This is a genomic window from Rhodothermus marinus, from assembly GCF_009936275.1.
In the GTDB taxonomy this organism is placed as follows: Bacteria; Bacteroidota; Rhodothermia; order Rhodothermales; family Rhodothermaceae; genus Rhodothermus; species Rhodothermus marinus_A.
Genome location: NZ_AP019797.1, coordinates 1,522,757 through 1,545,829 on the forward strand (window position 1 = coordinate 1,522,757; position 23,073 = coordinate 1,545,829).

Sequence of the window (23,073 nt, forward strand, 5' to 3'; positions counted from 1 at the left end):
ACGCGGAGAACGCAGGGATGGTACCGGTCGCGTTGCGCCTCAAGAACTTCATGAGCTACGGGGAGGCGGCGCCCGTGCTCGATTTCGAGCAGTTTCAGGTGGCCTGTCTGTCGGGCAACAACGGCCAGGGCAAGTCGGCGCTGCTGGACGCGATCACCTGGGCCCTCTGGGGCGAGGCGCGCAAGACGAGCGACAGCAGAAAACCCGACGAGCACCTGTTGCGCGTGGGGGCGCAGCAGATGGAGGTGGAGTTCACCTTCGACCTCGAAGGCCAGCGCTACCGGGTGCTCCGGCGCTACACGCGCTCCAGCTCCGGCAAAACCAGCAAGTCGGAGCTGGAACTGCAGGTGTACGAGCCGGAGACCGGCACCTATCGGCCGCTTACAGGCGCTTCGGTTTCCGAAACGCAGGAACGACTCAACCAGCTGCTGGGCCTTGACTACCAGACTTTTATCAACGCGTCGTTTCTGCTGCAGGGGCGGGCCGACGAGTTCACGCGCAAAAAGCCCGGTGAGCGCAAGGAAATCCTGGCCCGTATCCTGAACCTGGATCGCTACGAGCGACTGGCCGAACTGGCGCGGGAGGAGGTCCGCGAGGCGAAAGCCCGGGCCGAGCAGATCGAACGCCAGCTGGAGCAGATTCAGGAAGCACTTCAGGAGGAGTCCGAGCTGAAAGCCCGGCACGAAGCGTTGCAGGAGCGTCGCCAGGCGCTGGAGGCCGAGCGTGAAACCCGCCAGCGGCACCTGCAGACGCTTCAGGAGCAGCGCGTACGTCTGGAAGAAAACCGCCGCCGCCTTGAAGAACTGCAGGAGCAGGAGCGTCAGCAGACGGCCCGCCTGCGGGAGGAACGTGAGCGGCTGGTCCGACTGGAGGCCGAGCTGCAGGACCTGGAGCAATTGCTGGCGCGACGTGAGGAGATCGAACAGGCCCATGCCCGCGAGCGAACCCTGCAGGAAGAGCGCCGCCAGCTCGAAGCAAAGCGCGAGCAGTACTGGGGCATCCAGAAGCAACTGGATCAGGTCCAGAGCGAACTGGAACGCCAGCGGAGCGAGCTGGAAAAGAAGCTGGCGCTGGTCCGCAAAGAGCAGGAGCATGTGCAGCGACAGCTCCAGGAGCTGACCACGCGGCTGCAGGAGCGACCCCGGATCGCGCAGCGCCTGAAGGCGGCCGAGCAGGCACGTCAGGAAATGGCCCGGCTGGAGCAGCAGCGTCAGCAGCGCAGCGCGCTGGAGGAGGAAATCCGCCACGTCTCCGAAGCGCTGCTGGCCGCGCAGAAGGAGCTCGAAGGACAATTGCGGTCGCTGCAGCGCCAGCTGGAGCAGGAGGCCGACGTGCCGGAGCAGCTTGCCGCACTGGAAGCCCGGTGCCGTGAGCTGGAGCAGCAAGAAGTCCGCTACCGGGCGCTGCAGGAAGAACTGGAACGACTGAAGGAGACGGGGCAGGGCAAGAAGGCGGCGATCGAAGCGCTGCAGGCGCGGCTGCAGGAGCTGGAGCGACAGCAGCAGGACCTGCAGCAGCGCTACGATACGTTCCGGCAGGCCGAAGCGGACGTGTGTCCGGTCTGTGGCAGCGAGCTGGGGCCCGAGCACCGGGAAGAGGTCGAGCGCCACTACGAAGAGCAACTGGGGGAGCTGGCGCGTGGACTGGATGAAGGGCGCTGGCGGCTGGCCGCGCTGGAGCAGGAGCGGGAAGCGCTCCGGCAGCAGTACATAGCCCGACTTTCGGAAGCAAAGCGGCTGGAGAAGGCGCCTGAAGAGCTGGCGCGTGCGCGCGCGCAGCTGGAAGAACTGCAGCGGCGTAATGCCCGACGGGAGGCGCTTGCGCGTCAGCTATCGGCACTTCAGGTACAACTTGAACAGCGCGCCTTTGCGCAGGAGCAACGGCGTCGGCTGGAGGAACTGCACCGGAAGCTGGAGGCCATTCCATTCGACGAGCAAAAATTTGAGGTGCTACGGCAGCAGGCGGCCGAAGCCGCTTCGCTCCGCGAACGACTTCAGGAGCTGGAGACGCTGCAGGGACGGCGGGAAAGCCTGGAGAACGAGCAGCGGCGGCTGGCGCAACTGGAGCAGCAGTACCGTCAGGAGCTGGATCAGGGGCCGGCTTTGCAACAGCTCCTGCAGCGCAAGCGCGCACTTCAGGAAAAGCTTCAGGCGATCGGCTTCGATCCGGCGCGTCTGCAACAGGTGCAGCAGGAGCTGGAGGCGCTGGGCGACGTCGGCGCCCAGGTGCATCGCCTGCTCCATGCGGAGGAAAACCTGAAGAAAGGCCGGCAGGAACGAGAGACGTTGCAGCGACGCATCCGACAGGAGGAACAGGCGCTGGAGCGGCTGCAGGCGCAGCTGCAGCAACTCCGGCAGGAGCTGGAAGATCTTCCCCGCGTGCAGGCGGCCTGCGAAGAAGCCCGGCAGCAACTGGCGGCCACAGAGGAGGCGCTGCAGGAGGTGCGGCAGGCAATCGGTGAATGCCAGGCGCGTATGGAGCAATTGCAGGCGCTTCGTGTGCAACGCAAACAGCTCCAGCAGGAGCTGGAATCGGTACGGCATCGGGAACGGCTGCACCGACATCTGCAACAGGCCTTCGGCAAGCACGGCATCCCTTCACTGATCATCGAACAGACGCTTCCCGAGCTGGAGGCCCGCGCCAACGAGTTGCTCGAGCGGCTGACCGACGGCCGCATGCACGTTTACCTGCGCACGCAGCGCGCCAAAAAATCCGGAGGCACGAAAGAAACGCTCGACATCATCATCACCGACGAGCAGGGGGCGGCCCGTCCCTACGAGACCTTCTCCGGGGGCGAGGCTTTCCGGGTCGATTTTGCGCTGCGGCTGGCGCTGGCCCAGCTGCTGGCCGAGCGCAGCGGCGTGCGCGTGCGCACGCTGGTCATCGACGAGGGCTTCGGCACGCAGGACCTGCAGGGACTGCAGCATCTGGTGGAGGCCATTCAGGCCGTACAGTCCGATTTCGACAAGATTCTGGTGATCACGCACCTGAGCGAACTCAAGCAGGTGTTTCCGGTGCGGATCGAGGTCGAGAAAGACCCGGTCGAGGGCTCGCGCTTCGAGGTGATCGGCGTGTGATCCTCACGAAGGCAGCGGCATGCGGCGGGCCCGGCGCATCAGGAGCAGGCCGCCGATGATGCCGGCGCCGCCCAGGAGCTGGGCCGGGGTGATCGGCTCGCCGAGCATCAGGTAGCCGGCCACAAGCGCCACCACCGGGACCAGATTGCCGAAGGCGGCCGTGTGGGAGGGGCCAACGTGCCGGATCGCATGGTTCCAGAAGGCGACGGTCAGGCCGGTCGAGAGCGCCCCGGAAAAGATCAGCGCCGCCCAGATGGTGGCATCGACGTCGGCCCACACCACCGCGTCGATATGCAGCAGGCCCAGCAGCGCCAGGATCGGATAGGCCAGCAGCAGGCTGAAAAATGTCAGGCTGGCCGGGTCCATGCGATGAACGAACGGCTGGCTGAGCGCCGTGTAGGCGCCCCAGGCCACGGCTGCCCCGGTCATCAGCAGGTTGCCCAGCAGCGCATCTTCTGAAAAGTCCAGTGCGCGCGGTCCGTAGAGTACCACGACGGCGGTCCCGAGCAGCGACACCAGCAACCCGATCCAGCCCAGCAGGTTCAGCCGATCGTAGCCCCGGAGCTGGCTGATGACGGCGGTCCAGAGCGGTGCGCTGGCCATGATGAGCGCGGCGCTTCCGGAGGTGGTCAGGTTGACGCCTTCGATGAAGGCCAGCTGGTAGATCACGTAGCCGAGCAGGCCCAGCAGCAGGATGGCGCGGCCGTGTGTGCGCAGCGGCTCGAAAAACGGCGTGCGGTCGCGTCGGTGCGTCCAGGCGTGCAATGCGCCCAGCACCAGCAGCGAGAAAATGAAACGAAAGAGATTGACCACGAACGGATGCATGGCGGCCAGGGCCACCTTGAGGATGGGAAAGTTGATGCCCCAGACCAGCACGTCGAACAATAGCGCCAGCTCGTATTTGAGGCGGCTCTGCGACATGGCCGTTCGGCAGGTTGTGCGGTTTGGAAGCTTCAAATATCCGGAAAGCGCCTTTTCGTTTTGATAGCTTCCCGTTAAATTTGCAGCAGCAGACCGGGCGACGTTATGCAGGAGCAGCAGAAGTGGTACAGCATCGGGGAGGTAGCGCAGCGGACGGGGCTGGCGCCCCATGTGCTGCGGTACTGGGAGACCGAGTTCGAGGAGTTACGGCCGCAGAAGGATAAGGCCGGCCGTCGTCGCTACTCGGAAGAAGATCTGACACTGTTACGGGAGATCCAGCACCTGCTGCATGTGGAGCGCTACACGATCGAAGGGGCGCGGCGCGTGCTGGCACGTCGGCGCCAACGGCAGGACGGTGCCATGCGGGCGCAATTGCTGGAACTCCGGGCGTTTCTGGTGGAGTTGCTGCAGTACCTGGAAGCGCGGCCCGGCTGTGAAGAGCCGGCAAAAGGGAACTCCGGCCCCGATTGAAGCATTTGCAGCCCTTGCCTGACGGCTACCATTCGGTGTAGTTTGCCAGCGAATGATGTCGGGACGTAGCGCAGCCCGGTAGCGCACTAGCATGGGGTGCTAGGGGTCGTGGGTTCAAATCCCACCGTCCCGACCAGGCCCCGCCCTTTCGGGCGGGGCTTTTTTTTGTGCGGGCAATTCTGGCGAGCTGCTTGAGCGTCATCCCGTTGCAGATCCTGACGCTTCCTGAAATTGTCCGGTGCTTTGTTCTGATCGGTAAAGCTTTTTTGGTGGCGCCTGCTGTCGAGCTAAAAGAGTAATTGTCTGTGTGAATAATGTATAAACAAGAAAGTCGAAAGATTAGAATTGCTCAATGAAACTAAGGTTTGATGGAAAGTTTTTCTTAAAAACAAAAATGAAAAGGGCTTCCAATCCGTTTAGATTTAATGAAAGCGCTACCGACGCTGTTGTTTTTGCAGGATTTGCTGCTTGACGGCGAGGATCTTAAATGCGTTATTGCAATCAAAAAGCAACGTTACGCTGCAAATTGACGGGTACGCGCATGCATCACCTTGCTTCTCGTCAGACAGGCCGGTTGTCACTTCCCGGATGCAACGGGAAGCAGGGTGTCGTGCGTCGGGTGTGCGCCAGGATGGTCCGTGCGGTACGACCTTGCGGTGCGGTCCTTATTACGGCCCCTACGGGCCGCGTAACGACGATTACCGCCTGATTCTCCAACCTGGCGACCCCGGCTGCCTCTCTTTTACAACTTTTTTAAAAGATTGCAGCGCAGACCGGGGCGCCATAAACCCCGGGTTGCGATGCGCCTGCAGAACCAGAACCCCGATCACCATCGCTCGCTGTTTAGCGCTCAGGAGCAAGACGCCTGTGGCGTCGGTCTGATCTGTACGCTGACGGATGCCCCTTCCCACACCATTGTGCAGGACGGCCTGCAGGTGCTGCTGCGCCTGAGCCATCGCGGTGCCTGCGGTTGCGACGAGCGCACGGGCGACGGGGCGGGCATCCTTGTGCAACTCCCCGATCTGTTCCTCCGGGAGGTGGCCCTGGAGGAGGGCGTTCGGCTGCCCGAACCCGGCGCCTACGCGGTGGGCATGCTCTTTCTGCCGAAAGATCGCGCGCGCCAGCAGGCCTGCCGGGAGGCCTTTGAGGGACTGGTGCAGGCCGAGGGGCAGCAGGTGCTGGGCTGGCGTCGTGTGCCCACGCGCCCCGAAGTGCTGGGCGTGTCGGCGGCCGCCGTCGAGCCGGCCGTCTGGCAGGTGTTCGTGCAGGCGGGCCCGGGGCTCGACGTGGAGGCCTTCGAGCGCAAGCTGTTTGTGATCAAGCGTCGGGCCCGGCATGTTATCGACGACCCGGACTTCTACGTGGTCAGCCTGTCGGCGCGCACGCTGGTCTACAAGGGCATGCTCATGCCCGATCAGTTGGGCGTCTATTACCCGGACCTGACCGACCCGCGTTTTGCCAGCCGATTGGCTCTGGTGCACTCGCGTTTCAGCACGAACACCTGGCCGCGCTGGCCGCTGGCCCAGCCCTTCCATCTACTGGCGCACAACGGCGAAATCAACACGCTGCGGGGCAACATCAATGCGCTACGGGCGCGCGAGGCGCTGTTGCGCTCGGAACTGCTGGGCGACGATCTGGCCAAGGTGCTGCCGCTGCTCGACGAATCGGGCAGCGACTCGCAGATGCTCGACGCCATGATCGAGCTGCTCTACCGGGCCGGTCGTTCGCTCCCGCACGCCATTCTGATGACCATCCCGGAGGCCTGGGCGCACGACGACTACATGGACGACGCGCGCAAGGCCTTCTACGAATACCACGCCTGTCTGATGGAGCCCTGGGACGGACCGGCCGCCGTCTGCTTCACCGACGGCCGCTACGCCGGGGCCGTGCTCGACCGCAACGGGCTGCGCCCGGCCCGCTACACGATCACCCGCGACGGGCTCGTCGTGCTGGCCTCCGAAGTGGGTGTGCTCGATCTGGAGCCCGAACGTGTCGTCGAAAAAGGCCGGCTGCAGCCCGGACGCATGTTCCTGGTGGACCTGGAGGAAGGCCGGGTTGTGCGGGATGAGGAGATCAAAGCCACGCTGAGTCGTCGCCGGCCCTATCGTCTCTGGCTCCGGTCGCACCTGCGCACCGAAGCGGATCTGCCCCGGGCCCAGGCTCTGCCGCGGACCTCGGATCTGGAATCGCTGCGGCGCCAGCAGCGGCTCTTTGGCTACTCGCTCGAGGAGCTGCGCATGATCCTGGCGCCCATGGCGCAGAAGAAGGATGATCCCGTCGGGTCCATGGGCGACGACACGCCGCTGGCCGTGCTGTCGGACTTTCCGCGGCTGACCTACGACTACTTCAAGCAGCTCTTCGCGCAGGTGACCAACCCGCCCATCGACGCCATCCGCGAAGAGCTGGTTACCTCGCTGCATACGTATCTGGGGGGCGAGGCCAACCTGCTGGACGAAACGCCCGAACAGGCGCACCGGCTGCGTCTGGAGCATCCGGTGCTGACCCCGGAAAAACTGGCCCGTATCAAGGCGCTGGACGAAGAGAACCTGCGGGCCACCACGCTCAGCACCACGTTCGACGTGAAGGTTGGCGGTGAAGGCCTGGTGGCCGCGCTGGACGAACTGTGTCGGCAGGCCGCCGAGGCCGTGCAGCAGGGCTTCACCATCCTGGTGCTCTCGGATCGGGAAGCAGGTCCGGGACGGGCACCCATTCCGGCCGCGCTGGCCGTAGGAGCCGTGCATCACCACTTGATCCGCACGGGGTTGCGGGCCCGCTGCAGCCTGGTGGTCGATAGCGGTGAGCCGCGCCAGGTGCACCACCTCTGCGTGCTGGTCGGCTATGGTGCCGACGCCGTGTGTCCCTATCTGGCCCTGGAAACCGTGGCCGACCTGGTGCGCATGGGCGAGATCACCGGGTTGCACGTCCAGGAAGCCCAGCAGCGCTACATCAAGGCGCTCTGCAAGGGGCTGCTCAAGGTGATGTCGAAGATGGGCATCTCGGTGTTTCAGAGCTACCGGGGCGCCCAGATCTTCGAAATCGTGGGCCTGAGCGAGGAGGTGGTCGAGCGCTGCTTTGCCCGGACCGTTTCCCGGCTGGGCGGTGTGGGCTTCGACGTGCTGGCCGAGGAGGTGCGCCTGCGCTACGAGCAGGCCTATCCGGAGGTGCCGGTTGCCGGCGCACCGAAGGACGAGCTGGAGCGCGGTGGTTTCTACCAGTGGCGGCGCGGCGGCGAGCATCACCGCTACAACCCGCTGACGGTGGCCAAACTGCAGCACGCCGTCCGCGAACGCGATCCGAAAGACTATGAGGAATTCGCCCGCCTGGTCAACGACGAGAGTCGGCGGCTGTGCAAACTGCGTGGCCTGCTGGACTTCGTCCCGGCCGAACGCCCGATCCCGCTCGAAGAGGTCGAGCCCTGGACGTCCATCGTGCGCCGCTTCAAGACGGGCGCCATGTCCTTCGGCTCGATCAGCAGGGAAGCGCACGAGGTGCTGGCCGAGGCAATGAACCGCATCGGAGGGAAGAGCAACACGGGCGAAGGCGGCGAGGAACCGGAGCGTTACGCCCGGGACAACCCGAAACGGAGCGCCATCAAGCAGGTGGCCTCCGGACGCTTCGGCGTAACGATCGGTTATCTGGCCAGCGCCGACGAAATCCAGATCAAGATGGCGCAGGGGGCCAAGCCGGGCGAGGGCGGTCAGCTCCCGGGCGAGAAGGTCTATCCCTGGATCGCCCGCGTGCGGCATTCGACTCCATGGGTGGGCCTGATCTCGCCGCCACCGCATCACGACATCTACTCGATCGAAGACCTGGCCCAGCTCATCTATGACCTCAAGCAGGCCAATCCCACCGCTCGCATCAGCGTGAAGCTGGTGGCCGAGGCGGGTGTGGGCACCATTGCAGCGGGTGTGGCAAAGGGCGGGGCCGACGTCATCCTGATCAGCGGACACGACGGCGGCACCGGCGCCTCGCCGATCACCTCGATCCTGCACGCCGGTCTGCCCTGGGAGCTGGGGCTGAGCGAGACGCATCAGGCGCTGGTGGCCAACGGCCTGCGTGAGCGGGTCGTCGTGGAGGTGGACGGTCAGCTCCAGACCGGACGCGACGTGGCCATCGCGGCCCTGCTGGGCGCCCAGGAATTCGGGTTTGCCACGGCCCCCCTGGTGGCGATAGGGTGCATCCGCATGCGCAAATGCCACCTGAACACGTGCCCGGTGGGCATCGCCACGCAGGATCCGGAGCTGCGCAAGAAGTTCACGGGCCAGCCGGAGCACGTGATCAACTACTTCTATTTCGTGGCTGAAGAGCTGCGCCAGATCATGGCGCAACTGGGCTTCCGGACGGTCGAGGAAATGGTCGGGCGCGTCGATCGGCTGCGCATCCGGTCGACCGACCACTGGAAGGCCCGCTACCTGGATCTGCGGCCGCTGATCAAAAAAGTCGAAACACCGGAGATCCTGCGGCCCTTCAGCCAGAAGCCGCCCGCGCGCCGCGACGTGCCCACGCTCGACGAGCGCGTCCTGCCCCGCCTGAAGCCTGCGCTGGAGCGCCGCGAGCCGGTGCGGCTGCACGTGGCCATCCGTAACACGGACCGCACCGTCGGTGCCCGCATCAGCTACGAAATCGCTACGCGCTACGGGGAAAGCGGTCTTCCGGAAGACACGATCTGGCTCGACTGCGAAGGCTCGGCCGGACAGAGCTTCGGGGCGTTCCTGGCGCCGGGCGTGACGCTGCGCGTCATCGGCGAGGCCAACGACTACTTCGGCAAAGGCCTCTCCGGCGGTAAGCTCATCATTCATCCGCCGGAAAACGCCGCCTATCCGGCCGAGTCGAACATCATCATCGGCAACGTGGCACTCTACGGGGCCACTTCCGGCGAGGCTTACATCCGCGGCCGGGCCGGCGAGCGCTTCGCCGTGCGCAACAGCGGCGCCCGGGCCGTGGTCGAGGGCGTGGGCGACCACGGCTGCGAGTACATGACCGGCGGGCGCGTGGTGGTGCTGGGCCCCACGGGCCGCAACTTCGCGGCCGGCATGAGCGGCGGCATCGCCTACGTGCTGGACGTGGACGGGCTGTTCGCCGAGCGCCACTGCAACCTGGACATGGTCGAGCTGATGCCGGTGGTCGAGGAGGCGGACATTGCCGAGCTGCGCGAACTGATCGAACGCCATTACGCCTACACAGGCAGCCCGGTGGCCCGCTGGGTGCTGGAAGACTGGCCGAACATCCTGGCCCGCTTCGTGAAGGTTTTCCCGATCGACTACCGGAAGGCGCTCGAGCGGCTGGCCCGGGAGCAGGAAGAAGCGAACCTACGGCAACATCTGGCCGCCTGAAAACCCACAAGTTGTACGCAAGCGTATGGGATCCCTGCGAGGTTTCATAGAAATCCCCCGCGAGAATCCCGAGAAGCGACCGGTCGAGGAGCGCGTTCGGGATTTCCGAGAGGTGTACCGGCTGCTGCCGGACGAACGCATCCAGCAGCAGGCCGCCCGCTGCATGGACTGCGGCATTCCGTTCTGCCACTCCGGTTGCCCGCTGGGCAACGTGATTCCGGAGTTCAACGACCTGGTGTACCGCAACCGCTGGCGGGATGCCTACGAGCGGCTGCGCGCTACGAACAATTTCCCGGAGTTTACCGGACGCGTCTGTCCGGCCCCCTGCGAGTCGGCCTGCGTGCTGGGCCTGATCGAACCGCCGGTGACGATCGAACAGATCGAGTGGGCCATCATCGAACGGGCTTTCCGTGAAGGATGGGTCAAACCTGAGCCACCGGCGCGCCGGACCGGCAAAAAGGTGGCCGTCATCGGATCGGGGCCTGCCGGACTGGCCTGCGCCGACCAGCTCAACCGCGCCGGCCACTGGGTGACGGTTTTCGAGCGGGATGACCGCATCGGAGGGCTGCTGCGCTACGGCGTGCCCGACTTCAAGATGGAAAAGTGGGTGATCGACCGGCGCGTGGCCATTCTGGAAGCCGAGGGCATCACGTTCCGCACCGGGGTACACGTGGGCCGCGACTATCCCGTCGATCAGCTCCGGCGCGACTTCGATGCGATCGTGCTCTGCACGGGCGCCACGCAACCGCGCGACGTGAAGGTCCCCGGACGCGAACTGGCCGGCATTCACTTCGCCTGGGAATACCTCTGGCAGGCTACCAAGCGGGTGGCTCGCGACGACCTGGAAGCGGCCGGCATCCCGATCATCGACGCCGCCGGCAAGGACGTGATCGTCATCGGCGGGGGCGACACGGCCAGCGACTGTATTGGCGTGGCCAATCGGCAGGGCGCCCGCTCCATCACGAACTTTCACATCTGGCCGGCGCCGCCAAAAGAGCGCACGCCCGAAATGCCCTGGCCCTATCATCCGCACCTGCTGCAGGTGACCACCTCGCACGAAGAAGGGTGTGAGCGGGTCTGGAGCGTGCAGACGATCGCCTTCGAGGGGCGCAACGGGCACGTCGAGCGGGTGATCACGGTGGACGTCGAACCCGGTCCGCCGGGACCGGACGGCCGCCGCATGCGCCGCGAGGTGCCCGGCTCCCGCCGCGAATGGCCAGCCGATCTGGTGCTGATCGCCATCGGCTACGAGGGACCGGAGCGGAGCCCGTTGCTGGAGGCGCTGGGCGTCGAACTGGACGAACGTGGACGCGTGAAGGCGGACGAACACTTCCAGACGAACGTCCCCGGCGTGTTCGTGGCAGGCGACGCGCATCGGGGCGCTTCGCTGGTGGTCTGGGCCATCTCGGAAGGGCGTGAGGCGGCCCGCGGTGTCGATCTGTACCTGATGGACTATACGACGCTGCCCACGAAGGGCGAAGGCGACCTGCCCTTGCTCCGATAAGTCGGCCACTCGTATCTTGCCGCCGCTATGGAAGCTGTACCATCGTCAATTTCTGTGGTATCCGACCGACAGGGCGAGCGCGTGGTGGTCTGGGGCCCCGGCTCGCTGTCGAATCTTGGTCCCGGCTTCGATGCGCTGGGGCTGTGCATCCAGGGGCTCGGGGATCGGGTGGAAGCCTGGCGCACGGAAACGCCCGGCGTGACGCTGGTGGAGGCCAACGGCCTGCCCGGCTCCAGCATTCCCTGTGATTCCACCACGAACACGGCCGCCGTGGCGGCCGCCGCCGTATTGCGCCAGGTGGGTGCCCGCCACGGAGTGGCGCTACGCCTGCATAAAGGGCTGCCCTCCGGCTCGGGACTGGGCAGCTCGGCCGCCAGTGCCGTGGCCGGCGCCTGGGCGGCCAACCTGTTGCTGGACGAGCCCCTGCCGCGCGAGGCGCTCGTGGAAGCCGTGCTCGAAGGGGAGGCCGTCGCTTCGGGCAGCCGACACGGCGACAACGTGCTACCGGCGCTTTTCGGCGGACTCGTGCTCGTGTCGGCCAGCGATCCGACCTGCTACCGCCGCATTCCGCTGCCCGGGCCCCTGTCGATCGCGTTGATTCTGCCCCGGGTCGAAATCCTGACGCGTACGGCCCGCGAAATTCTGCCCCGGCAGGTGACGCTGCAGGACGCCGTGCACAATGCCTCGGCACTGGCGTTTCTGATCGACGCGTTCCGGGCCGGCGACTGGGAGACGGTGGGGCGCTGGATGATGGCTGATCGGATCGTGGAGCCCGTTCGGGCGCGGCTGGTGCCCTGCTACGAGCCGGTACGCCGGGCCGCGCTTTCCGCCGGAGCCTTCGGCTGCGCCCTGACCGGCTCGGGCCCGGCCATGTTCGCACTGGCCCGCGACGAAATGCACGCCCGTCAGGTGCTCTCGGCCATGCGGGAAGCCTGCCTGCAAAGCGGGGTGGACGTGGAAGGATACGTTACGGCTGTCGATTTTGAAGGCGCACGTCAGCTCTGAGATCATGAGTGCTCCGGAGCCCATCCGTTTTGTCAGCACGCGCGGGAAGGCGCCCGCCCTGACGTTCGACGAAGCCCTGTTGCAGGGGCTGGCGTCTGACGGTGGCCTCTACATCCCGGAGCGTGTTCCGCAACTGCCATCCACCGTCTGGCGCGCGGCCCGCTCGTTTCCCGAGATGGCCGCCGAGGTGCTGGCGCGCTGGCTGCAGGGCGTTTTTCCGGAGGAAACGGTGTCCCGGGTAACGGCCGAGGCGCTTTCGTTCCCGGTACCGCTCGTGCCGCTGGGCGACGGCCTTTACGTGCTGGAGCTTTTCCACGGGCCGACGCTTTCGTTCAAGGACTTTGGCGCCCGCACCATGGCCCGCTTTGCCCGTGAGGTGCTGCGCCGGCGAGAGGAGCGCCTGCTGGTGCTGGTGGCCACGTCGGGCGATACGGGCAGCGCCGTGGCCGATGGCTTCGCCGGACTGGAGCGCGTGCAGGTAGGCCTGCTCTATCCCTACGGCCAGGTCAGTCCCGTGCAGGAGCGCCAGCTCATCGTGCAACGGCCGGGCGTGCAGGCCTTCGCCGTGCACGGCACGTTCGACGACTGCCAGCGGCTGGTCAAATCGGCCTTCGCCGATCCGGACTTTTCCCGCGTGCGGCTCTCTTCGGCCAACTCGATCAACGTGGGACGCCTGCTGCCGCAAATGCTCTACTACATCTGGGCCGTGGCCGAGGGCGGGTTCGACGAAGTGGTCTTCTGCGTGCCCAGCGGCAACCTGGGCAACCTGACCGGCGGGGTGCTGGCCGCACTGAGCGGGTTACCCGTGCGGCGTTTCATTGCCGCCCACAACGCGAACGACTTCTTCCCGCGCTTTCTGGCGGGAGAGGGACCGGCCTTCGGGCCATCGCGACGCACGCTGTCGAATGCCATGGACGTGGGCGCGCCGAGCAACTTCGAACGGTTGCAGGCGCTGCTGGGCGCGTCCATGCCCGAGCGCATCTGGGGCACGAGCGTATCGGACAAAGAAACGCTGCAGACCATCCGGCGGGTGTACGAGACGACCGGCTACCTGGCCGATCCGCATACGGCCGTGGGGCTGGAGGCGGCCCGCCGCTACCGGGAGGCCACAGGTGATCGGGCACCACTCGTGGTGCTGGCTACGGCCCACCCGGCCAAGTTTCCCGAAGTGATCCGCCAGGCGCTGGATTTCGAGCCGGAGGCGCCCGAGGCGCTGGCACGGCTCTGGAAGCAGGAAGTTTCTGTGGTTCATGTCGAAGCCGATCTGGAGGCCTTGAAAGCGCACCTGTTGCCTCATGTGGCTGCCGGGGCGTGATCCGGCCGAAGTCGCACCGGAAAAGCTGACCGCGCTCGTACCACCGGTGCGCACCTTTGAGGGCTTTGCGCCCGAAGCGTTCGAGGCCCTGGCTCGTCTGAAGTCCCGTCCGCACATCGAGCAGTACCGACAGGAAAAGCCCGCGTTGCGCCGGTACGTGCAGGAGCCTTTTCGGAGGCTGCGGGACGATCTGGTGGTGAACTGGGTGCTCCCTAACGCCCTGGCACTGGAGACGGAGCGCAACGTGTTCAGTCGGTTTCTGAAGAATGACTTCGGGGCCGGTGGCTGCTATGCGCATTACTGGATGGCGTTTTACCGGCAGGGGCGGCGACGTCTGGCCGATGTGCAGCTTATCGTGAGTTTGCATGCCGATGGTTTGCGGGTGGGCGTGTATGCCGGGGAGCCGGCGCGAACGGTCTGGCGTGCGGTGCGGGCGCGTCTGCCGGAGGCCGGGGTATCGGTTCTGGGGCCGATTATTCCGTTATTGCAAGTCAAAATCTACCCGAGGAAGGGAGAAGCGCGTCTGATAGGTGGCGTGGAGGATCTGCAGCGCCTGTCGGTCCTGCTGCGTGGTGCGGAGGGTATCTGGGCGGGATGGACGTTGTCTCGAGAGGCCGTGCTGGAACGGGGAAGTGAGGTGGTGGACTGGATCCTGGAAACCTGGCGGATGGCCTGGCCCCTGTATCGTTTCTGCTGTGCGGTCAGTTGAGCGCGAAGGCCAGCACGTCGCCCGCGCCATCGTAGGGCAGCAGGTAGAGCGTGTCGCGATGCAAGGCCAGCCCTTCGCGCGTCAGCGGCCATCCCTGGCGGGTCCGTCCTACGGGCAGGCGATGCACTAGCCGTCGGTTTTCCAGATCGATCCAGTCGAGGACGCCCTGAAAAAGCCGGTGGTAACCGCCGCACAGCAGCAGCCGCTCGACGAACTGGCAGTCCTGGTAGGCCACGCCGGTGGGACTGGGAAACTGCGCAAGGAGTCGACCGGAGGGGTCCCAGATGTAAAAGTGACGCGAGTCCCAGTCGGTCCCGACGAGGCGTCCTTCCGGATCGGCGGCCAGCAGGCTGATGTGTCGGGGCGCTGAGAAGCTGTGCACGACGGAAAAGTCGTCGGGGGACAGCGCGAGGATGCGGGAGGGACCGCCGGGATGGTAGGGAGCACTGGGGACCCAGAGCAGGCGTCCGTCGAAGGCGAGACCGCCGGGGTGGATGCGTTCGCCTTCGGTCAGCTCCCGGCGGAGAGTGGGGCGTCCGCTGGCGCGCGCGACGCGAAAGATCCAGCCGCGTCGTTCTCGACGATCGACGGCGGTAATGAAAAAGGCGGTGTCGGTCACGACCAGACCCTGGACGTGGTAGGCGTCGAAACGAAGGGGAAAGCGAACGGTGGGATCGGGCAGACGATGGCGTACGATCGAGGCGGGGAGCTCCGAAGAAGGCGGCGCGGAGCCCGGGGGTGCTGGCAGGGAAAGCGTGCTGAGGAGCAGCAGGATCGGTGTAAGCTGTAGCGGTCGGATCATGGCGGCTTTTTTCATTCTGGCCGCCGTATGCTACAGACGAGCTGTTAGTGCAGAATAAAGGGGCCGTTATTGCATCATAAAAAGCGATGGGGTATCATAGGAAGGGCCTTCGGGTTTACCTGCTTTGTCGATAAAGATCGGACGATCCGACGCGTTGATCGAGATAATCGCATGGAACTGGTACAGACGCACATTGAACAGCCGATCGCGACGCTGACGCTCAACCGGCCGGACAAACGCAACGCGCTGAGCGGGGCGCTGGTCACGGAGCTTTCTCAGGCATTGGCCGCTGTTGCTGAGCGCGATGAGGTGCGGGTGGTGGTACTGACCGGGGCGGGCAAGGTGTTTTCGGCGGGGGCCGATCTGGCGGAGCTTTCGCGGCTTCAGGAGGCGACGGCCGAGGAGAATCTGGCCGACTCGGAGCGCCTGGCCGCGCTGTTTCGTCAGATTGCTTATTATCCGAAGCCGCTTATTGCAAAGGTGAACGGCCATGCCATTGCCGGCGGGTGCGGGCTGGCCGTGGCCTGCGACTTCGCCATCGCGACCGCCGGCAGTAAGCTGGGCTTTACGGAGGTGCGCATCGGGTTCGTGCCGGCCATTGTGGCCACGTTTGTGCTGCGCCGGGTGGGCGAGACCGTCGCCCGCGATCTGTTGCTGCGCGGCCGGCTCATCGAAGCGGAGGAAGCCGTGCGGCTGGGGCTGATTCATCAGGCGGTGCCGGCCGATGTGCTGGATGCTACGGTGCAGGCACTGGCCCATGAGCTGGCCACCGAGACGAGCCCTTCGGCCGTTGCGCTGACGCGTCGTCTGCTGGCCGATCTGCCCGGCCTGAGTCTGGACGCGGCGCTGGCCTATGCCACGCGGGTCAATGCGCTGGCGCGGGGTACGGCCGACTGCAAGGCCGGCATCCGGGCCTTTCTGGAAAAGCAGGATCCCCCCTGGCGCCAATCGTCAGGCTGAACCATGGCGCTGATCCGCCCCTTTTACGAAAAGCCCTGGCCCGAAGCGTTGCGTCCGGCTGCCCGGGCGCTCTGGCACTGGCACCTGGCGCTCCGGCGTCCGAACGTGCCGGCCACGGAGCCGGAGGCGGTGACGGCCTTTCTGGAAGCGGAGGCCGTGCGGCTTCAGCAAGACGAGCCGATCCGGGTGGTGCCCGAGGAGGTATGGCGGGCAGCCCGGGAGGCCGCGATGCAACACGAACTGCCCGTAGAGCTACTGGCCGAGCAGGTGCGGGCGGCATGGGCCTGGGTGGCGCCGGTGCGTTTTCCGGATGCGGCCGCCCTGGAGGCGTTTCTGCAGGATTTTGCCGGGGCGCACGGGCGGCTGCTGGCCCGACTGGCCGGCGTGGGCACGCGTTTCAACGACCCTCAGGTCAACGCGCTGGCGGCCGGCTTCTTTCTGACGGATCGGCTGACCCGGCTGCCGCGCGATCTGGCGGCCGATCGGCTGTTTATCCCGCTGGAAGATCTGGAGCGGGCCGGGGTGTCGGTGGAACTGCTGCAGCGAGGAGCCGGCCATCCGGCCGTGCGACGGTTGATCTGGAAGCAGGTGGTGCGGGCCCAGGAGGCGCTGGCGCGGGGACGCACACTGGTGCACGAACTGCCGCGGCGTTATGCCCGGGCGCTCCGGCGCGAGTGGCTGCTGGCGCTCGAAGTGCTACGCACGATCGAACGCCGCGATTACGACCTCTGGCGTGGTCCCATTCGCCTTTCCCGCTGGCAGCGCCTGCAGGTGGCCTACCAGGCCCGCTTCTCCCGTGTGGCCTTTCGGGCGTAGATAGCTTTGAACAGTTTTTCATACGATAACCGTTTATATTGGATTGCAATGGGCGTTGGACAGAAAAACTTTCGGAGACCCTGACCCATGACGACCTACCGGGATGCCGGCGTGGACATCGACGCCGGCGACGAGCTGGTGCGGCGCATCAAGCCGATCGTGCGCGAGACGTTCATCCCTGGCGTTTTGACCGACATCGGCGCCTTTGGCGCCTTTTTCGAGCCGGATTTTTCGGCCTACCGGCGGCCTGTGCTGGTTTCGTCGGTGGACGGCGTGGGTACGAAACTGAAAGTCGCCTTCCTGATGAACCGGCACGACACGGTAGGACAGGATCTGGTCAACCACTGCGTGAACGACATTGCAGTCTGCGGCGCCCGGCCCCTGTTCTTTCTCGACTATCTGGCCACCGGGCGGTTGAAGCCGGACGTGGCCGAGCAGATCATCCGCGGGTTTGCCACGGCCTGCCGGGAGAACGGCTGTGCGCTGATCGGCGGCGAGACGGCCGAAATGCCCGACTTCTATGCGGCGGACGAGTACGACCTGGCCGGGATGATCGTGGGGGTGGTGGACCGCGATGCCATCCTTGACGGAAGTCGCGTGCAGGCGGGCGACGTGTTGATCGGACTGCCCTCGACCGGCCTCCATACGAACGGCTATTCGCTGGCCCGCAAGGTGCTCCTTAGCCACTTTTCGGTACACGACCGACCGCCTGCGCTGGAGGGCATGTCGGTGGGCGAGGCGCTGCTGGCCGTGCACCGCTCCTACCTGAAGCCGATCCGGGCCCTGATCGAGGCCGACTGCGTGCACGCGCTGGTGCATGTGACCGGCGGCGGCATTCCCGGCAACACGGCGCGCGTGGTACCCGAAGGCCTGCGCTTCGAGGTGGATTACGACGCCTGGGAGCGGCCGGCTATTTTCCGACTCATTCAGGAGCTGGGCGAGGTGCCCGAAGACGACATGCGGCGCACGTTCAACCTGGGCATCGGCCTGATTGCCATCGTACCGGGCGATCGCAAGGCCGAGGCGATGCGCACGCTGGAAGCGCTGGGCGAGCGCCCGATCGAAATTGGACGGATCGTGCCCGCCTGACAGCCTGGCGTCCTTTTTGTTGGGAAAAACCGCTTGCATGGAAACTTCCGATCCCGGAAATTCCGTTTACACAATAACTGTATTTCGTTGCGAAAAAGGCAGCCATGTTGTCGCTGATTGTCATTCTGATTCTGAGCTATCTGGTGGGCTCCATCCCGGGTAGTGTGTGGGTGGGACAGTTGATGTACGGCATCGACGTGCGTCAGTACGGCAGCGGCAACGCCGGCGCCACGAACGTCTTCCGCGTGCTGGGCTGGAAAGCGGGCATTCTGGCGACCATTGTCGATCTGGGCAAAGGATTGCTGGCGGCCGGCGTGATTGCGACGATCCGGATTGACGACCTGCCGTCGGGCTTGGCACACTGGCATATCGAAACGGTGGTGCGGCTGATGGCAGGCATTGCCGCCGTGCTGGGGCACATGTTTCCCATCTGGGCCGGTTTTCGTGGTGGCAAGGGCGTCAACACGTCGGCCGGCGTGCTGCTGGCGCTGACGCCGGTCACGACCCTGATCACGGCGGCCGTCTTTGTGGTCGTGCTGCTGGTGTCGCGCTACGTGTCGCTGGCTTCCATCGTGGCGGCCATTGCGTTTCCTTCGACCGTGGCGATTCGTAAGTATGTGTTCGGCATCGAGTCGCTGGACACCAGCCTGCTGATATTCGGCATCGTGCTGGCCGCCATTGTGATCTGGGCACACCGCTCGAACATCCGGCGGCTGCTCAGCGGCACGGAAAACCGCGTGCGCACGTTCCGGCCGGCCCGCGGCATGCTGGGACGCGGCGAGCTGAAGCCGAAGGCATAGCACGGACGATTTCGTTCTCGAAGACGACCTTCACAGAGCCATGAAGGCACACGCCAGCCAGGCCCGACGGCCGGCCGGGCGCAGGGTGACGGTTTTTGGTGCGGGAAGCTGGGGAACGGCTCTGGCCCTGCTGCTGGCGTCGAATGGACACGCGGTCACGCTCTGGGCCCGGCGGGCCGAAGTGGCCGAGCACATCCGCCGCACGCGGCACAATCCGACCTATCTGCCCGAGATCGAGCTGCCGCATTCCGTACACGTGACGGCCGATCTGCAGGAAGCAGCCGCCGACCGGGACATCTGGGTGGTGGCCACGCCGGCCCAGGCTATACGCGCGCTGGCCGAGCAACTGCGACCCTGGGCGCATCCGGACCTGATCATCGTCTCGGTGGCTAAAGGGCTGGAAATCGCCACGCTGAAAACCACCACCCAGGTGCTGGCCGAAGTGCTGCCTGAAGTGCCCCGGGAACGAATCGGCGTGCTCTACGGTCCCAGCCATGCCGAAGAGGTGGCCGCCGGCATGCCCACCACCGTGGTGGCCTCGGCCCCTTCCTGTGCGGTGGCCGAGCAGATTCAGGCGCTGTTTATGGCCCCGACCTTTCGGGTGTACGTCAACCCCGACCTGATCGGCGTCGAGATTGCCGGCTCGGTCAAGAACGTGCTGGCGCTGGCGGCCGGCATGAGCGACGGCGTGGGCTTCGGCGACAACGCGAAGGCGGCCCTGATCACACGCGGTCTGGCCGAAATTCAGCGGCTGGGCGTTCGGCTGGGGGCCGATCCGGCCACGTTTGCCGGACTGGCCGGTATCGGCGATCTGGTGGTTACCTGCATGAGCCGCCACAGCCGCAACCGTTACGTGGGCGAGCAGATCGGCCGCGGCCGCACGCTCGAAGAGGTGCAACGGGAAATGCAGATGGTGGCCGAAGGGGTGCCGACGACTGCGGCCGTCTATCGACTGGCTCGGGAACTGGGCGTCGAAATGCCGATCACCGAGGCCGTCTATCAGATCCTGTTCGAGGGCAAAAAGCCCCGCGAGGCCGTCCGGGAACTGATGACGCGCGAGGCCAAGTACGAAGACTGGTTGCCCCACACGCCGGAAACGACCCGGCCTGACGGGCTGGCTGCTTCAGAACCGACTCCTTCTCGATAGCCCGACGCCGTCCCACCATGACGCTTCAGGAACTGAACCAGCTGGTGGCCCTGGGCGAGGGGCTCACGCTGGAATTCAAGCGCCGCGTTCCCCGTCCCGAGCGGATCGCCAAGGAGGTCATCGCCTTTGCCAACACGCGCGGGGGACGCCTGCTGCTGGGTGTGGACGACAGCGGCGCCATCGTGGGCGTGCGCGACCCCGACGAAGAGGTCTTCGCCCTGCGACAGGCCCTGCACCGTTGCGCCACGCCGCCCATTGCCTTCACGCTGGAGCGCGTTCAGGTGGAGCACCGGCGGGAGGTGATCGTGGTGACGATCGAGGAGAGCGCGCGTAAGCCGCACTTTCTGCGCAACGGCCGACACCGGCAGGCTTATATCCGGGTGGAAGATCGGAGCATCGAGGCCAGTCCGGAAGTGCTGGCGCTCATGCGGGCCGAAAAACATCCGCGCAATGTCGTCTTCACCTTTGGCGAGAAGGAGCTGTTGCTGATGAGGTATCTGGAGCATTACGGCCGCATCACCGTGCAGCAGTTCGCCCAGCTGGCCAATCTGTCGCGTCGGCAGGCGTCGCGCACGCTGGTGCTCCTCACGGAGGCCAACGTGCTGCGCCTGCACCCCGACGAGCCGCACGACTACTTTACGCTGGCCTACAACGTTTCGTCCTCGGCCGCCTGAAGGGGTGACAGACTGCTGTCACCGAAGCGCGGGTAAACTCGGGGCGGATACGGAATCCGTTCGGAATTCGTATCTTGTTCTGTGCGTTCATCCGAAAAGTCTGTTATTGCGATACAAAAATGCCGGTTGTAGAAGTCATTCCCCTGCACGAGACGACGCGGGAGCGTTATCTGAACTTCGCGTTGTCCGTTATTACAAGCCGCGCGTTGCCCGACATCCGGGACGGTCTCAAACCCGTCCAGCGGCGCATTCTGTATGCGATGTTTCAGCACCTGCGTCTCTACCCGGATGCCCGCTATCGCAAAAGCGCCACGATCGTCGGCGAGGTGATGGGTAAGTACCACCCGCACGGCGACGCGGCCATCTACGAAGCCATGGTGCGGATGGCGCAGGACTTTTCGCTGCGCTATCCGCTGGTGGACGGGCACGGCAACTTCGGGTCGATCGACGGCGACGCGGCGGCCGCCATGCGCTACACCGAGGCGCGGCTGCGTCCGCTGGCCATGCAGCTCCTGGAGGAGCTGCGGCGCCAGACCGTCCCCATGCGGCCCAACTTCGACGGTACGCTCTTCGAGCCGGTGGTCCTTCCGGCCCGCTTCCCGAACCTGCTCGTCAACGGTGCCAGCGGCATCGCGGTGGGCATGGCGACCAACATCCCGCCCCACAACCTGGGCGAGGTGATCGACGCGCTCATCTATCTAATCGACGTGCCCAACGCGCCGCTGGAGACCATCCTGGAGCGGTTCATCCAGGGGCCTGACTTCCCGACCGGCGGCCGGGTGCTCAACACGCGCGAGGAGTTGCTGGAAATCTACCGCACAGGCGAGGGGCCCATCGAACTGCGCGGTGAATACAAACTGGAGGGCAAGACGCGCATCGTCATTACGTCGATCCCGTACGGCATTGCCAAGGCCGACCTGGTCGAGAAGATCGCCGAGCATATCGCGGCCGGCAAGGTGCCCCAGCTTTCGGACGTGCGAGACGAATCGACCGACGAGGTGCGCATCGTGCTCGAGCTGCGCCGAGGCGCCGATCCGGAGGCGGCCATGGCCTACCTGTTCCGACACACGCCGCTTCAGACGCGCTTTCACGTGAACCTGACGTGTCTGGTACCGACGGCCAACCCGGAGGTCGCCGCGCCGCGCAAGGTCGATCTGATGACCATGCTCCGGGCCTTTCTCGAATTCCGCATGGAAGTGGTGGTGCGGCGACTGCGCTACGATCTGGAGCAACTTGAGCGCCGCATCCACATCCTGCGTGGATTCGAGAAAATCTTCGGGGCGCTGGACGAAGCCATACGGATCATCCGCGCCGCGCGCGACAAGGCCGACGCCGCCCAGCGCCTGATGCACCGCTTCCAGCTCGACGACGAGCAGGCCGACGCCATCCTGGAAACGAAACTCTACAAGCTCTCGCGGCTGGAGATCGAAGCGATCCGTCAGGAGCTGGAGGAAAAAGAAAAGCAGGCGGCCGAACTGCGGGCGCTGCTGGCCGACGAGGCCGCCCGCTGGGGTCTCATCCGCGAGGAATTGAAGGCCATCAAAAAGCAATTTGCCGACGCGCGGCGCACCGTCATCGCCGGACCCGACGAGGGCTTCGAATACAACCAGGAAGCCTACATCGTGGACGAGGACGTGTACGTCATCGTTACACGGGACGGCTGGGTCAAACGCCAGCGCTCCTACACGGACGTGCAGAGCATCCGCGTCCGTGAGGGCGATACGGTGGGCTGGGTGCTTCCCGGTTCGACCCGCGCCACCGTCGGTTTCTTTACAAACTACGGCCGCTGCTACACCACGCGCATCGATTCGCTCCCCAGCACGACGGGGTATGGCGATCCGGTGCAGAAGCTGTTCGACTTTTCGGACCGAGAGCGCGTTGTTGGCGTGGTGGTCTTCGACGAGCGGGCACTTCCTCGGCCGGTTCCGGAGCCCGAAGTCGAACCGGCACTGTTCGAAAACGGAGAGAAGGAACCGCCCCGGCTCCATGTGGTGGCCGTCACCCGTAAAGGCCAGACGCTCCGCATCCCCATCGATGGCTTCCGGGAGCCGTCCACGAAAAATGGCCGCCTTTTCATGCGCCTGGAGAAAGGCGACGAGGTGCTGGGCGTCGAGGTAGCGGCCGGCGACGAGAACGTCTGTCTGGCTTCACGCGAGGGCTACGTGCTCATCTTCCCTGTGCACCAGATCCCGCCGGTCAAGTCGGCGGCCAAAGGCGTGATCGCCATGCGTCTGGGCAAGGGCGACGAGGTGCTGGGCTTCACGCTGGCTTCGGCCGCCCGCGAGGGGCTGGAGGTGGAGACCAGCCGCGGCCGGCGCGAGATCGTCCGCACCACGAAGTTCGAGGTGTCGCGCCGGGGTAACCGGGGCCGGCAGATCATCCGGCGCGGCCAGCTCGTCCGGGTCATCCCGGCGCCGGTGGAAATTCGTTTGAACGGACAGGGATAAGCA

Annotated in this window: 16 protein-coding genes and 1 tRNA gene; 15 read left to right on the forward strand and 2 right to left on the reverse strand. The window is 65.5% G+C overall.

From position 1 onward, the window contains the following. The first annotated feature begins 17 nt into the window (after positions 1-17). On the forward strand, positions 18-3,077 hold the full coding sequence (locus GYH26_RS06640) for an SbcC/MukB-like Walker B domain-containing protein (RefSeq protein ID WP_161540981.1): 3,060 nt from the start codon (positions 18-20) through the stop codon (positions 3,075-3,077). Positions 3,078-3,080: 3 nt separating this feature from the next. On the opposite strand, the gene GYH26_RS06645 is transcribed toward GYH26_RS06640, so the two are convergent. Beyond that, entirely contained in the window at positions 3,081-3,998 is a 918-nt protein-coding gene (locus tag GYH26_RS06645) for a DMT family transporter (protein ID WP_012843760.1), read from the reverse strand. Between the two features lie 105 nt (positions 3,999-4,103). Between GYH26_RS06645 and GYH26_RS06650 the strand changes: the two genes are divergently transcribed. From GYH26_RS06650 to GYH26_RS06680, 7 genes are all read left to right on the forward strand, one after another. Beyond that, positions 4,104-4,469, forward strand: coding sequence for a MerR family transcriptional regulator (locus GYH26_RS06650; RefSeq protein ID WP_161540982.1), 366 nt, complete (start codon positions 4,104-4,106; stop codon positions 4,467-4,469). 59 nt (positions 4,470-4,528) lie between these two features. Further along, a tRNA-Pro gene (locus GYH26_RS06655) sits at positions 4,529-4,605 on the forward strand. A 664-nt stretch (positions 4,606-5,269) separates the two neighbouring features. Continuing rightward, positions 5,270-9,802 carry a glutamate synthase large subunit gene (gene gltB, locus GYH26_RS06660; RefSeq protein ID WP_161540983.1) on the forward strand — a complete coding sequence of 1,511 codons (4,533 nt, stop codon included), beginning with the start codon at positions 5,270-5,272 and terminating at the stop codon, positions 9,800-9,802. Positions 9,803-9,827: 25 nt separating this feature from the next. Next, positions 9,828-11,306, forward strand: coding sequence for a glutamate synthase subunit beta (locus GYH26_RS06665; protein ID WP_012843763.1), 1,479 nt, complete (start codon positions 9,828-9,830; stop codon positions 11,304-11,306). 27 nt (positions 11,307-11,333) lie between these two features. Continuing rightward, positions 11,334-12,311 (forward strand): homoserine kinase, encoded by a 978-nt coding sequence (locus GYH26_RS06670; protein ID WP_012843764.1) that lies wholly within the window; start codon positions 11,334-11,336, stop codon positions 12,309-12,311. Between the two features lie 4 nt (positions 12,312-12,315). Further along, complete coding sequence (gene thrC, locus GYH26_RS06675; RefSeq protein WP_161540984.1) at positions 12,316-13,626, forward strand: threonine synthase; 1,311 nt, start codon at positions 12,316-12,318, stop codon at positions 13,624-13,626. Beyond that, entirely contained in the window at positions 13,607-14,335 is a 729-nt protein-coding gene (locus tag GYH26_RS06680; protein WP_161540985.1) for a hypothetical protein, read from the forward strand. The genes thrC and GYH26_RS06680 overlap by 20 nt, the downstream gene beginning before the upstream one ends. Here the strand turns inward: GYH26_RS06680 and GYH26_RS06685 are convergent. Beyond that, a complete protein-coding gene (locus GYH26_RS06685; protein WP_242006630.1) occupies positions 14,328-15,137 on the reverse strand; it encodes a DUF6454 family protein in 810 nt (269 codons plus the stop codon). The genes GYH26_RS06680 and GYH26_RS06685 overlap by 8 nt on opposite strands. A gap of 171 nt (positions 15,138-15,308) precedes the next feature. On the opposite strand from GYH26_RS06685, the gene GYH26_RS06690 reads away from it, so the two are divergent. The 7 genes from GYH26_RS06690 to GYH26_RS06720 all read left to right on the forward strand — a co-directional run bounded on the left by GYH26_RS06690 (position 15,309) and on the right by GYH26_RS06720 (position 23,070). Beyond that, positions 15,309-16,097 (forward strand): enoyl-CoA hydratase/isomerase family protein, encoded by a 789-nt coding sequence (locus GYH26_RS06690; protein ID WP_161540987.1) that lies wholly within the window; start codon positions 15,309-15,311, stop codon positions 16,095-16,097. A 3-nt stretch (positions 16,098-16,100) separates the two neighbouring features. Beyond that, entirely contained in the window at positions 16,101-16,913 is an 813-nt protein-coding gene (locus GYH26_RS06695) for a phytoene/squalene synthase family protein (RefSeq protein ID WP_161540988.1), read from the forward strand. A gap of 87 nt (positions 16,914-17,000) precedes the next feature. After that, complete coding sequence (gene purM / locus GYH26_RS06700; protein WP_161540989.1) at positions 17,001-18,002, forward strand: phosphoribosylformylglycinamidine cyclo-ligase; 1,002 nt, start codon at positions 17,001-17,003, stop codon at positions 18,000-18,002. 104 nt (positions 18,003-18,106) lie between these two features. Then, on the forward strand, positions 18,107-18,802 hold the full coding sequence (plsY, locus tag GYH26_RS06705) for a glycerol-3-phosphate 1-O-acyltransferase PlsY (RefSeq protein ID WP_161540990.1): 696 nt from the start codon (positions 18,107-18,109) through the stop codon (positions 18,800-18,802). Between the two features lie 40 nt (positions 18,803-18,842). Further along, positions 18,843-19,949 carry an NAD(P)H-dependent glycerol-3-phosphate dehydrogenase gene (locus tag GYH26_RS06710; RefSeq protein ID WP_161540991.1) on the forward strand — a complete coding sequence of 369 codons (1,107 nt, stop codon included), beginning with the start codon at positions 18,843-18,845 and terminating at the stop codon, positions 19,947-19,949. Between the two features lie 17 nt (positions 19,950-19,966). Next, positions 19,967-20,623 (forward strand): AlbA family DNA-binding domain-containing protein, encoded by a 657-nt coding sequence (locus GYH26_RS06715; RefSeq protein WP_161540992.1) that lies wholly within the window; start codon positions 19,967-19,969, stop codon positions 20,621-20,623. Between the two features lie 119 nt (positions 20,624-20,742). Further along, positions 20,743-23,070: a DNA gyrase/topoisomerase IV subunit A gene (locus GYH26_RS06720; protein WP_161540993.1), complete on the forward strand. Its 2,328-nt coding sequence runs from the start codon at positions 20,743-20,745 to the stop codon at positions 23,068-23,070. Positions 23,071-23,073 lie beyond the last annotated feature (3 nt).

Coding starts and splice junctions, on each gene's coding strand:
- GYH26_RS06640 (WP_161540981.1), top strand. CDS start 18: ATGGTACCGGTCGCGTTGCGCCTCAAGAACTTCATGAGCTACGGGGAG.
- GYH26_RS06665 (WP_012843763.1), top strand. CDS start 9,828: ATGGGATCCCTGCGAGGTTTCATAGAAATCCCCCGCGAGAATCCCGAG.
- GYH26_RS06710 (WP_161540991.1), top strand. CDS start 18,843: ATGAAGGCACACGCCAGCCAGGCCCGACGGCCGGCCGGGCGCAGGGTG.
- GYH26_RS06720 (WP_161540993.1), top strand. CDS start 20,743: ATGCCGGTTGTAGAAGTCATTCCCCTGCACGAGACGACGCGGGAGCGT.
- GYH26_RS06690 (WP_161540987.1), top strand. CDS start 15,309: ATGGAACTGGTACAGACGCACATTGAACAGCCGATCGCGACGCTGACG.
- GYH26_RS06645 (WP_012843760.1), bottom strand. CDS start 3,998: ATGTCGCAGAGCCGCCTCAAATACGAGCTGGCGCTATTGTTCGACGTG.
- GYH26_RS06685 (WP_242006630.1), bottom strand. CDS start 15,137: ATGATCCGACCGCTACAGCTTACACCGATCCTGCTGCTCCTCAGCACG.
- GYH26_RS06680 (WP_161540985.1), top strand. CDS start 13,607: ATGTGGCTGCCGGGGCGTGATCCGGCCGAAGTCGCACCGGAAAAGCTG.
- thrC (WP_161540984.1), top strand. CDS start 12,316: ATGAGTGCTCCGGAGCCCATCCGTTTTGTCAGCACGCGCGGGAAGGCG.
- GYH26_RS06695 (WP_161540988.1), top strand. CDS start 16,101: ATGGCGCTGATCCGCCCCTTTTACGAAAAGCCCTGGCCCGAAGCGTTG.
- gltB (WP_161540983.1), top strand. CDS start 5,270: ATGCGCCTGCAGAACCAGAACCCCGATCACCATCGCTCGCTGTTTAGC.
- GYH26_RS06715 (WP_161540992.1), top strand. CDS start 19,967: ATGACGCTTCAGGAACTGAACCAGCTGGTGGCCCTGGGCGAGGGGCTC.
- plsY (WP_161540990.1), top strand. CDS start 18,107: ATGTTGTCGCTGATTGTCATTCTGATTCTGAGCTATCTGGTGGGCTCC.
- purM (WP_161540989.1), top strand. CDS start 17,001: ATGACGACCTACCGGGATGCCGGCGTGGACATCGACGCCGGCGACGAG.
- GYH26_RS06650 (WP_161540982.1), top strand. CDS start 4,104: ATGCAGGAGCAGCAGAAGTGGTACAGCATCGGGGAGGTAGCGCAGCGG.
- GYH26_RS06670 (WP_012843764.1), top strand. CDS start 11,334: ATGGAAGCTGTACCATCGTCAATTTCTGTGGTATCCGACCGACAGGGC.